The sequence below is a fragment of the Mycobacterium saskatchewanense genome (assembly GCF_010729105.1).
Taxonomy (GTDB): domain Bacteria; phylum Actinomycetota; class Actinomycetes; order Mycobacteriales; family Mycobacteriaceae; genus Mycobacterium; species Mycobacterium saskatchewanense.
Window position 1 is genome coordinate 2,000,800 of sequence record NZ_AP022573.1, and the last position, 12,837, is coordinate 2,013,636.

Consider the following 12,837-nt stretch of genomic DNA (forward strand, 5'->3'; position numbering starts at 1 on the left):
ATGCGATTTCGTGTCTGCTCGACAGTGCGACCCGAGAGGCACGATGTCCGATACAGCAACGCAATTCACGGTGCCGGCCGTCGCCCGGGCCGTCGCGGCCGCGATCCCGGATCGGGACCTGCTCATCCAGGGGGAGCGTCGGTTCAGCTACGGACGGGTGATCGAGCGATCGAGCCGGGTCGCCTCGTACCTGCACTCGCGGGGGTTGGGCTGTCATACGGAGCGCTCGGCGATCGGGGGCCACGAGGCGGGGCAAGACCTCCTCGGCATCTACGCGTACAACGGGAACGAGTACGTCGAGGGCATGCTGGGTGCCTTCCAGTCCCGGGTCGCCCCGTTCAACGTCAACTTCCGGTACGTGAAGAGCGAGCTGCAGTATCTGCTTGCCGACTCGGGGGCGACCGCCCTGCTCTACCACTCCGCGTTCGCGCCACGGGTCGCCGAGGTGCTGCCCGACCTTCCCCTGCTGCGTGTCCTCATCCAGATCGCCGACGGGTCGGGTAACGAGTTGCTGGACGGCGCGGTCGATTACGAGAGCGTGATCGCGGCGAGTTCGCCGCAGCCGCCGCCGGTGCAGCCCTCTCCCGATGACCTGTACGTGCTCTACACCGGCGGCACCACGGGGATGCCCAAGGGTGTGCTCTGGCGGCAGCACGACATCTTCATGACGTCCTTCGGCGGACGCAACCTGGTGACCGGCGAGCCCGCGCGCTCCCTCGACGAGATCGTGACGGCCGCCGCCGCGGGCCCGGGGACCAGCCTGATGGTGCTGCCGCCGCTCATGCACGGCGCCGCGCAGTGGACCGTGATGACGGCGCTGACCACCGGCCAGTCCGTCGTCTTCCCGACGGTCGTCGACCATTTGGACGCCGGGGACGTGGTCCGCACCATCGAGCGCGAACGCGTCTCGGTGGTGACCGTGGTCGGCGACGCGATGGCGCGTCCGCTGGTGGCCGCCATCGAGAGCGGTGTGGCGGACGTCTCGTCGCTGGCCGTGATCGCCAACGGCGGCGCCCTGCTGACGCCCTTCGTCAAGCAGCGCCTGATCGAAGCCCTGCCCAACGCCGCGGTGGTGGACGGCGTCGGATCCTCCGAGACAGGCGTGCAGATGCACCACATGTCCGTGCGGGGGTCGGTGTCCACCGGCACCTTCAACGCCGGGCCCGACACGTTCGTCGCCGCGGACGACCTGGCCGCCATCCTGCGCCCAGGTCACGGCGGCATCGGTTGGCTGGCGCAGCGAGGACACGTCCCGCTGGGCTACAAGGGCGACGCGGCGAAGACGGCCGCGACGTTCCCGGTCATCGACGGCGTGCGATACGCCGTACCCGGTGACCGCGCCCGTCACCGGGCCGACGGCACTATCGAATTGCTGGGCCGCGATTCGGTCACCATCAATTCCGGAGGCGAGAAGATCTTCGCCGAGGAAGTCGAAACGGCGATCGCGTCGCATCCCGCGGTGACCGATGTGGTGGTCGCCGGCCGCCCCAGCGAGCGCTGGGGGCAGGAGGTCGTGGCCGTGGTCGCGCTCACCGAGGGTGCTACCACCGACGCCGACGAGCTGGTCGCGCACGCCGGGCGATCGCTGGCCCGTTACAAGCTTCCCAAAGCGATCGTGTTCCGCCCCGCCATCGAGCGCAGCCCATCGGGCAAGGCGGATTACCGGTGGGCTCGCGAGCAGGCGGCCAACGGCTGAGCCTGCCCCCGATATTGCTTACTGTAGTAATTACAGTACGATCGGACCGAAGGACGGTCCGTTCCCCCCGTAGACGCCGGAGAACCAGGTGACGACGAACGCTCAGGCTGGCGTCGCGACGGTCAGCCTGCGCGATCCCTACCCGTTTTTCCGCCAAAATCGAGGGCAGGCAGGGATATTCGCCGGCACGGTGATGGACTACTCCAAGTCGCCCGAGTCGTTACGGCCCGCGCGTGAGTACTCCGCGATGTCGTTCGATGCGGTCAATAGGGTTTTCCGGGACGGCCGAATCTTCAGCTCCAAGCCGTACGACAAGACGATCGGCCTGTTCATGGGGCCCACCATCCTGGCAATGCAGGGCCGGCAACATCGCGACCACCGCAACCTGGTGTCGGCGGCGTTCAAGTCGAAGACGCTGGCCCGGTGGGAGCCCGGCATCGTCCGGCCGGTCTGCAACGCGCTGATCGACGACTTCGCGGAGACCGGCCGAGCCGACCTGGTGCGGCAGTTCACGTTCGAGTTCCCCACCCGAGTCATCGCCCGGCTGCTCGGACTGCCGGAGGCAGACCTGCCGATGTTCCGCAAGCGGGCCGTGCAGCTGATCAGTTACCACGTCGACTACGAACGGGCCTTCGAGGCGTCCGCCGCGCTGAAGGACTATTTCCTCGAACAGATCGAACTGCGTAAGTCCGAGCCCACCGACGACATCATCGGCGATCTGGTCGGCGCCGAGATCGAAGGCGAAAGGCTCAGCGACGAAGCGATCTATTCTTTCCTTCGCCTGCTGCTGCCCGCCGGGCTGGAGACGACGTATCGGTCGTCGGGAAACCTGCTGTACCTTCTGCTGTCCCACCCGGACCAGTTCGCCGCGGTGCAAGCCGACCACGGCCTTATTCCCCGGGCCATCGAGGAGGGGCTGCGGTTCGAGACACCTCTGACCACCGTTCAACGCTTCACGACGGAAGACACCGAAATGGACGGAGTGCGCATCCCGGCGCGATCCGTGGTCGGCGTGTGCATCGGCTCGGCCAATCGCGACGAAAGGCGTTGGGAGCGTGCGGAAGAGTTCGATATCGCCCGCAAGCAGGTGCCACACATCTCCTTCGCGGCCGGTGAGCACACCTGTCTGGGACTGCACTTGGCGCGGCTGGAAACCCGTGTCGCGCTGGAGTGCCTGCTGAGCCGGTTGACCAACCTCGTCCTGCAAAGCGACGGTGACCCGCACATCCACGGACAACCTTTCCGCTCCCCGACGGCCCTTCCGGTGACATTCGACGCAAAGTGAGGATGACGAATGGTCAAGGTAATGGCGGGTTTCCGTGTGCTGGAACTGGCGCAGTTCACATTCGTGCCGGCGGCGGGCGCCATCCTCGCGGACTGGGGCGCGGACGTCATCAAGGTGGAGCATCCGGTCCGTGGTGACACCCAACGGGGGTTCCTCAACATGGGGGGCATCCAGGTCGACCCCGACCGGCACCCGCTGATGGAGCATCCCAATCGAGGCAAGCGCAGCGTCGGCATCGACGTCTCCACACCGGGCGGCCAGGAGGTGCTCTACGAATTGGCCAGGGCCTCCGACGTCTTCCTGACCAATTACCTTCCTGCCCAACGGCAGAAGAACATGTTCGACGTCGAGCACATCCGGGGGGTGAACCCCAACATCGTCTATGCCCGCGGAACCGCGTACGGCGACAAGGGACCCGAGCGCGACGTCGGCGGCTATGACGGCACCGCCTTCTGGACACGCAGCGGCATCGGTTACGCGTTGACCCCGGAGGGATTGGGAGGTGCTCTGCCGCAAAGTATCCCGGCCTTCGGCGATTCCATCGGCGGCATGAACATCGCGGGTGGCATCTCGGCCGCACTGCTGCACCGCGAGCGCACCGGTGAAGCCCTCGAGGTGGACGTGTCGCTGCTGAGCACGGCCTGGTGGGCGGCGGGCGCCAGCATGACGCAGGGCATGGAGACCGGCGAGGTCATGCGCAACGCAATGCCGGGATCCGGTGCATCGGTGAACCCGTTCATGGGCAACTACCTGACCTCCGACGGAGGCACCATCAACCTGTGCGTCATCAGCCCGACCGGGTTGATTCGCGACACCTTCGCGCACCTCGACATCCCCGAGGCCGCGGACGACCCACGCTTCGCCGACGTGCTCCCGCTGATCCAGAACGCCGACGCGGCGGCCGAACTCATCGCGGAAGCCTTCGCGCGAAAGCCGTTCGACTACTGGCGCCAGCACCTCAAGACGATGAGGGGGCAGTGGGCACCGTTTCAGAGCCTGCTCGATCTCGCCGCCGACGAGCAAGCGATCGCCAACGACATGGTCGCCGAGCTCGAACTCGCCGGCGGCGGAGAACCGTTCAAGGTCGTGCGCGGGCCCGTGCAGTTCAACCACGAGCCGCTGGAGACGTCCAGGGCACCACAGGCCTCCGAACACACCGAGCTCGTCCTGATGGAGCTCGGCATGGACTGGGACAGGATCGCCGAGCTGAAGGAAGCCGGAGCGATCGCGTGAATGCCGCCACCGCGACTTAACGCGCTAAGTGCACTCACGGCGTCGCGCGGGTAGCCACCGAGTGCACGCGCGGCTACGCCACGGTTAAATGAAGTTCGCACCGAAAAACGAGACTCCGAATCTCGGCGTCCAAGCTCGTAGGCTATCGCGGAAAGCCCGTCTCACCATCGATGTGAGGAGTTGCGTTGGCCACAACCGAGTTTCCACCGGGGCAAGCCCCGGTATCCGGCGGCGAGCAGTTCGTGAGCATCCACGCCAGTCCCGAGTTCGTCGAATTGCGGCGCGGGTTACGCCGTTTCGTCTTCCCGATGACGGCGTTGTTCCTGGCTTGGTACGCCACCTATGTCTTGCTGGGCGCCTTCGCGCACGACTTCATGGCCGTCAAGGTCTTCGGGAATGTCAACGTCGGGCTGCTCATCGGCCTGGGACAATTCCTGACCACATTCCTCATCACCGGGCTTTATGTGCGGTTCGCCAACCGTGAACTTGACCCGCGCGCCGCCACCATCCGCTCGAAGCTGGAAGGTCGGGCATCGTGACCGCGCTGGCCGCCGCGCACGACACGATCGGCAATCCCGTTGCCAACATTGCGATCTTCGCCGTCTTCGTCCTGATCACCCTCTGCGTGGTGATCCGGGCCAGCCGGCGCAACGCCACCGCGACCGAGTTCTTCACCGCAGACCGTGCCTTCTCGGGACCACAGAACGGCATCGCCATCGCGGGCGACTACCTGTCCGCGGCGAGCTTCCTCGGCATCGCCGGCGCGATTGCCGTCTACGGCTACGACGGGTTCCTGTATTCCATCGGCTTCCTCGTTGCCTGGTTGGTGGCCCTGCTGTTGGTGGCCGAACTGATTCGCAACACCGGCAAATTCACGATGGCCGACGTGCTCAGCTTCCGGCTCAGGCAGCGCCCGGTGCGACTGGTCGCGGCCATCTCGACGCTGACCGTCTCGCTGTTCTACCTCCTCGCGCAGATGGCCGGCGCGGGCGGTCTGGTCGCGTTGCTGCTCAACGTCAAGGGCCGCCTTGGCGAATCGATCGTGATCGCCGCCGTCGGAGTCCTGATGATCGTGTACGTTCTCGTCGGCGGCATGAAGGGCACCACCTGGGTACAGATCATCAAGGCCGTGCTGCTGATCCTCGGCGCCGCGGCGATGACGGTGATGGTGCTCGCGAAGTTCGGCATGAACTTCTCCGACATCCTGGGGTCGGCGCAGTCGGCGGTGTCCCACGCCATCACCAAGGGAGTCGCCAACCGGAACGTGCTGGCACCGGGCGCCCAGTACGGCGGATCGACTACCTCGAAAATCAACCTGCTATCGCTGGGCCTCGCACTGGTGCTCGGCACCGCGGGCCTGCCGCATGTGTTGATGCGCTTCTACACGGTGCCAACCGCGAAAGAGGCGCGCCGCTCGGTGGTATGGGCGATCGGCCTCATCGGTGCCTTCTACCTGTTCACGCTGGCGCTGGGCTACGGCGCCGCCGCCATGGTCGGGCCCGACCGCATCCTCAAGGCCGCCGGCGGCCAGAACTCGGCGGCTCCCCTGCTGGCGTTCCAACTCGGCGGAGTCGTCCTGCTCGGCGTCATCTCCGCGGTGGCGTTCGCAACGATCCTCGCCGTGGTCGCGGGCCTGACGATCACCGCATCGACGTCGTTCGCGCACGACATCTATGCCAGCCTGATCCGGCGCCACCAAGTCACCGAGACCGAACAGGTTCGGGTGTCGCGCATCACCGCCGTCGTGCTCGGCGTATTCGGGATCGCGCTCGGCATCCTGGCGAACGGCCAGAACGTCGCATTCCTGGTGGCGCTCGCGTTCGCGATCGCGGCCTCCGCCAACCTGCCGACCATCCTGTATTCGCTCTATTGGCCGCGGTTCAACACCCGCGGCGCGCTGTGGAGCATGTACGGCGGCCTGATCTCGACGCTCGTGTTGATCGTGTTCTCCCCCGCGGTGTCCGGTTCGAAGAGCGCGATGATCCCGGGCGCGGACTTCGCCTGGTTCCCGCTTTCCAACCCCGGAATTGTCTCGATCCCATTGGCTTTCCTACTCGGCGTCGTCGGCACCCTGTCGTCGCCCGACCGCGGCGATCCGGAGCTCAACGCGGAGATGGAGGTCCGCTCGCTCACCGGGATCGGCGCCGAGAAAGCCACCGCCCACTGACGCGGCCCCTCCACCGAACGTGCGATTGTTGCGACGATACGCCGCCCGGGCTCAAGGACTGATTACACATTCGGCGCCGGATGGGAAAAACTCCGCGGCACCGGCGCAGCGAGGGTACGGACGAGGTGAGCACGCAGGTCGGCTGGGCTTGATTCCTAAAACGAATCCACCTTCTCCGTGCTGACGCGCATGCCGTGACCCGTGCGGTCATTGGTGAAGCTGATGGCGTCGGCGGCGGCGGTGATGGTCCAGTGTTGGGCCCAGTATGTCCGCGGACTCAGCTCGACCTTGCCCTCGAGGGCACCTAGGTCGGCGTCAACGAATTGGAGTTCGCCGTCGACGTTGACGCTCACGGTATGAAACGGTTTCCCGTCGCCCCGGGCAGGCCAACCGTCCGAGGAGGTTTCGCAGGCGACTATGACGGCAGCCACCGAACAGCCGATAGCCTGCGAGATCGTGGTCACACGCACGTAACCCTGGTCGTTCGGCGCCAACGACACCGGCGGTGCGGGCGGCGTCGAGGTGGTGATCAGGTGATACGTGGGCGCCGCGGTGACCGCTGTGGGAATCAAGACGGCCGCGACCGCGGAACACACAGCAGCGGCCATCACACCGAGCCCCTCGAATCGATCCATTCGCCGCGCGCCCTAGCCCTGCATTTAGGACATTCGGCACGCGCACCCGCCGGGCTTGTGCCCGGTGAGCGTGGCCCGCTGCCCACCGACCCGAATCGCACGTTCGTGGGTGCCGTTGTGGTCGGTGTAGGTCGATGCAAGGAACTTGCTTCCGGTCACCTCGACCGTCCGCGACCACGCCGTCGAAACCCATTTGGCGGTGCCGGGCGGATAAACCGGCGTCCCCGGGTCGGGGATGCCGCCGGGTGTGCATCCGCCGTCAGCCGAAGCGCGAGGTAATCCCGTGACGTCTGCGCCGACGAGGGGGCGGCCATATAGATCGGCAACACGGGCGCGAAATGACTGTGCATGAAAAGGTCTCCTGTCGCCGATCCCGAGGCATTCGACGCTATGTCCCCGCGCGCCGAGGGGGAAATAGGGTAATTCCCTACGATCGCGACACGGCGAGGTGTTCGCTCGTCCGCGGATGGCACTGCGGGACGGTGCCCTCAGGCCGGCGTTTGGCTCACGTGCCAGGCCAGCTCGGCGCGGGACCGGATGTTGAGCTTCCGATAAATCCTGGCAAGGTTGGCTTCCACCGTTTTTGGACTGATGAACAATGTGCTGGCGATGGCCCGATTCGTCATTCCCTTGGTGACGAGTTCAGCTATTCGCCGTTCCGAAAGGGTCAGGCCGTCGCTGGTCCGCAGCCGTGGCACGCCGGCGCGGGCAAGGGCAGCGCGGGCCCGATCTGCCCACAATGGACTTCCGAGTTCTTCGAACCCGCGCAACGCCTCGCCTAGCGTGGCCGCGCTGGCGTCCTTCAGACGATGCCGGCGTTGCAACTCGCCAAGGAGAACCTGCGTGCGGGCTCTCTCGAACGGCATCGCCAGGCCGTCGAGGTGGGCAAGCGCGCGCCCGGCTGCGGCAAGCGCGTCGTCGACATCGCCGCGCGCCGAACACAGCAAGCTACGGCAGCGCGCGCCGATGGCGACCGTCCATTGTCTGTCGACACGAGCGCCGTTGCTTTCCATGGCCTCCACCAGCTGCGCCGCATCGTCGATGCGATCGACGGCGGTGAGCGCCTCAACCAGGTCGGGAACGAATGCAGCCAAGATGATTTCGGTCTGTCGACCAGTTGCTTGCAGTCGAGACCGCAAACCTTCCCCGGCGCTCAATGCAGCGCCGTAATCGCCCAGCGAAACCTCCAGGAATACCAGTGCGGTACTGGCCAAATCGCTCAGTTGCTGCGAACCGCACCGCCGGCTGGCGGCCAATCCTTCAGTGATGTCGTTGCGGGACTGTGCTTCTCGTCCCAGGTACGCACCGACGAGGCCGCTGATGATCAACGACATCGCGCGCGCCAAATCGCCGTCGATCTGCGTGGCGCGCTCGATCATTTCCCCTGCGATCCGCTCGGCGTCTGCAAAGTTTCCCATCCACGTCTCGATCAGCGCCGAATGGAACGCACAAGCGACCAGCTCGCTCTCTTCTCCGTTCTCGATACAGCCGCGTCGAACGTCGAGCATCCGCCGGCGGCCTTCGTCAAGGTGGTCCGTCCACGCCAAGATCAGCGCCTGCTGCACCCGGGGACGGAGCACCAGCGGGACGTGCGCCCCCGTTTCACCACATTCCAGCGCGCGTCGCAGACCAATCTCGTCTACGCCGTCACCGCGCAAAAACGACAACATAGTCCTCGCCCCGAGGGCCAGGCCGATCAACTCAGGCTGCTCGAGACAGGCCGCGATGTTCACGGCATTCTCGGCGGTTCGCACGGCCTGATCGAGTTGGCCGAGGTGGGCGCACGAATAGGCGAGCATGACCTGTATTTGTACGCGCAGCGCAAGGCTGCTCACTGCGTCGTTCATTGCCTGCTGAAGGAGCGACGCCGCGGCAGGGAAACTGTCGCAATGGAAAGCGATCATCGCCAGCGCGTGCGCCGCCTCGCCACGGACGAGGCCCGGCGGCATGGAGGTGATCGCCTCGCCAAGCAGCCTTTTGGCGTACGCCGGCTCGCCCGCAGCGAAATGGTATTGGGCAGAGCGCATCTGGCGCAGCGGATCGTCACCTCCGAGACTGATCGCCAAGTCGACGAGCTCCGCCGCATCGGCCGGCGCCCCGCGGGCGCGGGCCAGTTCGGCGGCCATGTCTAGTGAGCGCAGCGTCCGCTCGTCGGACGTCATGGCGCCCAGCGCCAAGTGCCGTGCCTGCAATTCGGGCTCGTGCACAACCGTGGCCAGGCGACGGTGCATCTGGCGGCGCTGCGCCGGCGTTGCGCCGGCCAACACACCCTGGGCCAACAACGGCTCCGTGAAGCGCAACCAGGGCCCGTGAATGGCGACGACGCCTTCGGCTTCGGCCTCCTCGAGCAGCTCGACGATGGCACGTGCGTCGGCGCCCGTGGCGCCGGCTAGCTGTCGTGACCTGACACGTTGTTGTCAGGCAGCGAGTCGGCTGATCGGTGGTTGTCCGCCGAGGGCGGAGTGGCCTCGTCGAGTGTTGTAGTGGCGAAGGAATTGGTCAAGGCCGCGTCTGCGCAGGGTGTTGTTGGTCCAGGGGCGGGCGTAGGCCCATTCGTTGAGCAGGGTGCGGTTGAAACGTTCTGCTTTGCCGTTGGTCCAGGGACAGCCGGGTTGGGTGAATCGGCGTTTGAGTTGCCAGGCCGAACAAACCCAGCCCCAGTCGGTGCCGCGTCGGTAGACCAATGCGTTGTCGGTCAGTAGCCGACGCACGCGCACGCCGTGGGCGGTGAACCAGGCCAGTGCCCGGTGGAGAAACCCAGCGCACGTCGGGTCCTTCTCATCGGGGAGCACTTCGCTGTAGGCCAGCCGGGTGTAGTCATCGATGGCAGTGTGGACGTAGTCGTAGCCGATCTTGGTCTTCTTGTGCCGGTGGGCTACTGAGACCGCGGCGTGGCGGCCGTGCAGCCGCCACCCACCACCGGGGGGGATGCGGCCGAGCTTTTTGACGTCGACATGAACCATGGCCCCCGGCGTGGGGTGTTCGTAGCGGTTGGGGCTGCGTCGAGAGCAGCGCACCGCCTCGCCGGTGATCGGGTCGATCGCACTCAGATGCGGCATCTGGTGGCGCGCCAGGATCCGCCCAACCGTCGAAGGAGTCAGACCGAGTTCGGCGGCCAGCACCACAGCGCCGCGCTTACGGCGTCGGCGGGCGGCGAGCACCTTCTGCTCGACCTGATAGCTCGTGCGGTTGGGCATCCGGATCGGCCGTGACGAACGGTCGGCCAACGCAGGATTGCCGCCCTGGGCATATCGGCGCAGCCACTTGTACACCGTTGCCCGCGAAATCCCCAGTTGCTCAGCCACACGCGCGGCCGGCCACCCAGCGGCGACACGCTCAACGATCAACCGACGAGCGAACACATTGGTACGGGCGTTAGCGTGAGACACAAGGACCTCCTACGGGTGAATGCCAGACACATCCACTCCGTCAGGAGGTCCTCCCACTTTCAAGCAGGCACGCCGTTAACAACCTCCCGGGTCACGACAGCTAGCACACCAACGGTCGGGGAACGGGCACAGGCCGCCGCGAGCAACACCTCTCGGACCCGAGGGCTGAGGCGGTCGAGTCTGTTGCGGACCCCGTGGACGATGCTGTCCGGCAGCCGCGGCGCTGCGTCGGCCATATGACCATCGAACTGCCGAGCCAATTCCAGCGCGTAGTACGGGTTCCCGCCGGAGAGCTCGTGGATCCGCGCCATGGCCGGGCGCGTGAATGATCGCTGCAGACGCCGTAAGAACAGCTCGTGCAGCCCCGACAAGCTCATCGGTAGGACGGTGATTCGCCGCATCGCATCGGGGCGCGACAACTTGAGCGATGACCCTCGACCGGTCGGCGCGGCGTCGGCGGGCACCGTGGCCAGCACACCCACTCGTGACACCAATCGCCGGGCGGCGTAACCGAGCACGCGTCTACTCGGCATGTCAAGCCACTGGAGATCATCGATGGCGATCAATACCGGCGCTTGCTCGCCGAGCCGTTCGATGACCGTGAGAAACGCCTCCGCCAGGACTCGCCAGTCGCTGCCGTGGTCGCTGCCGTGGTCGCCGCCGTCGGTGTGTGAGAGCACAGCTGTCAGCGCGCGTTGCTGCGGACCCGGCAACTCGGGAATCGGAAGCTCGATGCTGCCGAGGAGGTCCGCGAGCCCGGCATATGCCAGCTCTGACTCCGCGGCCGCAGTTTGCGCAACCAGTAACAGAAAGCCGCGCTCACGAGCCTGAGCCAGTGCATCGAGCCAGAAAGTCGTCTTTCCGATGCACGCTTCACCATCTACCACCAACGACGCCGGGCGCTGTGTTGCGGCGGTCAGGAACTGGTCGACCGTCCTGGCGTGGGAAGGCCGTCTCGGAACCAAGGGCGCTGGCGCCACCATTAGGGCAGCCCTCCCACGCAGGAGCACTGGTGGGTCGCGCAACGGCGGCGCCCTCTTGCGCGAATTGGTCGACCATCGTCGGTGATCGCGGCCACGTGTTCCCCTCGGTCGGTCGGCGCACCAAGAGCGTGGCCGGTTCAAGCGCCCTTCGGTGTTTGCCTATGGACACCGAACATAAAAGGCGGCGGGGCGCCGTTGCATCAGGGAAACCACTACAGTTTCACGACCCCGCCCCTAATGGATCCCTCGGGCGGTCGACAGGACCGCTCCACGCGCTGTTTATGCCCGAGGCGGCAGGTGGATGTCGGTCGCCGCGGTGAGTCGCTGGGCCGGCATACCCGCCCCCTCACAGGCCATTGCCACCGCTTCCACCGATTCGGCGCTGAAAATCCCAAACAGCGCCTCGTCGGCGGGCACCGCCAGCATGCTCTCAAGCCGCACCGAAACGCCTTGAACCACCAACCTAGCCGCACTGGCACACAGTGCCGTGGCGCTGCGTTCGCACGGCGGCACAGTAAGTTCGGGGCGATACCACTCGACGAGAAACCGCTTCTGCTGCTCCATCGATATTTTTCACCCGACCGTTGTCTCCCCGTCACCACCAGCGCAAGGTCGGAGTTGTCGTGAGTGCCGGGTAGGGCGCACGACAAGCCGGCGCCGGCCTTCCCGTAGCGGGCGGCGCAGCCGTTCGATGCAACGAAAGATCACCGCGATGGCAACGGATGCTCGCGTTCGGCGCGACCGGTTGACCAATCCCCGATAAGGCTGAATGAGATGTCACGCGGCAATCCTCTCGACCTTTCCCACCGTTCGACGCTACGACCGGTCGCTTCATGGGAGCTATAGGGAACCTCCCTATTTCTGCCCGGCCCCGACCGGCCGTAACGTCGAGCAGTCGGGATGGCGCGTCAGGCGTAGCGCTGTCCAACGCCGATCGACTCGAGGAGCCACCATGGCAGGAACGGTCAGAACGTCATGGATGGCCACTTCGTTCGTGGCCGGGATGACCGCTTCGGCGACGCTGTTCGTCGGTGTGATTCCCGCGCAAGCGGATCCGAACCTGCCGTACGGGCCCAACACATGTGTGCAGGGCCTGGTATGGCGGGAAGCGCGAGTCGGCGATGCCGTCTGTGTCCGACCGGATGACCGCACCCGCACGGCCCAGGAGAACGCCACAGCCGCTGACCGGCGCGATCCCAACGGCCCCTACGGGCCGCAGAGTTGTAAGCAGGGATCGGTGTGGCGGCAGGCCTTCGACGGCGACGCGGTCTGTGTGACGCCGGACACCAGGCGGGAAAATCTTGATTGGAACGCGTACCGGTGCGGCACGGTTCTGGGCGCACAACAGCACGCGGATTACTGCCCACCGTACCCGCCACCACCGAACGACCTCAGGTAGTTTCGGCGGCCACGGCTTGATTGAGCAGAGCCGAGTGCGGTTCAGTCAAG

General features: G+C 66.0%; 12 protein-coding genes. 7 read left to right on the top strand and 5 right to left on the bottom strand.

The window, feature by feature from the left end; all coding sequences use genetic code 11:
• Positions 1-43: 43 nt before the first annotated feature.
• The 5 genes from G6N56_RS09175 (at position 44) to G6N56_RS09195 (ending at position 6,381) form a co-directional block, all read left to right on the top strand.
• Positions 44-1,696 (top strand): acyl-CoA synthetase, encoded by a 1,653-nt coding sequence (locus G6N56_RS09175; RefSeq protein ID WP_085254809.1) that lies wholly within the window; start codon positions 44-46, stop codon positions 1,694-1,696.
• Positions 1,697-1,784: 88 nt separating this feature from the next.
• Positions 1,785-2,981 (top strand): cytochrome P450, encoded by a 1,197-nt coding sequence (locus tag G6N56_RS09180; protein ID WP_085254808.1) that lies wholly within the window; start codon positions 1,785-1,787, stop codon positions 2,979-2,981.
• Positions 2,982-3,002: 21 nt separating this feature from the next.
• A complete protein-coding gene (locus G6N56_RS09185) occupies positions 3,003-4,214 on the top strand; it encodes a CaiB/BaiF CoA transferase family protein (protein ID WP_085254967.1) in 1,212 nt (403 codons plus the stop codon).
• Positions 4,215-4,456: 242 nt separating this feature from the next.
• Positions 4,457-4,753 (top strand): DUF485 domain-containing protein, encoded by a 297-nt coding sequence (locus G6N56_RS09190; protein ID WP_408632697.1) that lies wholly within the window; start codon positions 4,457-4,459, stop codon positions 4,751-4,753.
• Positions 4,750-6,381: a monocarboxylic acid transporter gene (locus G6N56_RS09195; protein WP_085254806.1), complete on the top strand. Its 1,632-nt coding sequence runs from the start codon at positions 4,750-4,752 to the stop codon at positions 6,379-6,381. The genes G6N56_RS09190 and G6N56_RS09195 overlap by 4 nt, the downstream gene beginning before the upstream one ends.
• Before the next feature lie 155 nt (positions 6,382-6,536).
• Here G6N56_RS09195 and G6N56_RS09200 read toward each other — a convergent pair whose 3' ends face one another.
• On the bottom strand, positions 6,537-7,016 hold the full coding sequence (locus G6N56_RS09200) for a hypothetical protein (protein ID WP_085254805.1): 480 nt from the start codon (positions 7,014-7,016) through the stop codon (positions 6,537-6,539).
• Positions 7,017-7,504: 488 nt separating this feature from the next.
• Positions 7,505-9,142 (bottom strand): helix-turn-helix transcriptional regulator, encoded by a 1,638-nt coding sequence (locus G6N56_RS09205; RefSeq protein ID WP_158090693.1) that lies wholly within the window; start codon positions 9,140-9,142, stop codon positions 7,505-7,507.
• Positions 9,143-9,217: 75 nt separating this feature from the next.
• On the opposite strand from G6N56_RS09205, the gene G6N56_RS09210 reads away from it, so the two are divergent.
• Positions 9,218-9,409 (top strand): hypothetical protein, encoded by a 192-nt coding sequence (locus G6N56_RS09210; protein WP_158090692.1) that lies wholly within the window; start codon positions 9,218-9,220, stop codon positions 9,407-9,409.
• A 24-nt stretch (positions 9,410-9,433) separates the two neighbouring features.
• Here G6N56_RS09210 and G6N56_RS09215 read toward each other — a convergent pair whose 3' ends face one another.
• The 3 genes from G6N56_RS09215 to G6N56_RS09225 all read right to left on the bottom strand — a co-directional run bounded on the left by G6N56_RS09215 (position 9,434) and on the right by G6N56_RS09225 (position 11,952).
• On the bottom strand, positions 9,434-10,405 hold the full coding sequence (locus tag G6N56_RS09215) for an IS481 family transposase (RefSeq protein ID WP_085255190.1): 972 nt from the start codon (positions 10,403-10,405) through the stop codon (positions 9,434-9,436).
• A gap of 59 nt (positions 10,406-10,464) precedes the next feature.
• Positions 10,465-11,388: an AAA family ATPase gene (locus G6N56_RS09220; protein ID WP_142280641.1), complete on the bottom strand. Its 924-nt coding sequence runs from the start codon at positions 11,386-11,388 to the stop codon at positions 10,465-10,467.
• 279 nt (positions 11,389-11,667) lie between these two features.
• Positions 11,668-11,952, bottom strand: a complete 285-nt coding sequence (locus tag G6N56_RS09225) for a hypothetical protein (protein ID WP_085256170.1) — start codon at positions 11,950-11,952, stop codon at positions 11,668-11,670.
• Between the two features lie 388 nt (positions 11,953-12,340).
• Here G6N56_RS09225 and G6N56_RS09230 point away from each other — a divergent pair, with 388 nt between their 5' ends.
• Positions 12,341-12,787, top strand: coding sequence for a hypothetical protein (locus G6N56_RS09230; protein WP_142280640.1), 447 nt, complete (start codon positions 12,341-12,343; stop codon positions 12,785-12,787).
• The last annotated feature ends 50 nt before the right edge of the window (positions 12,788-12,837 follow it).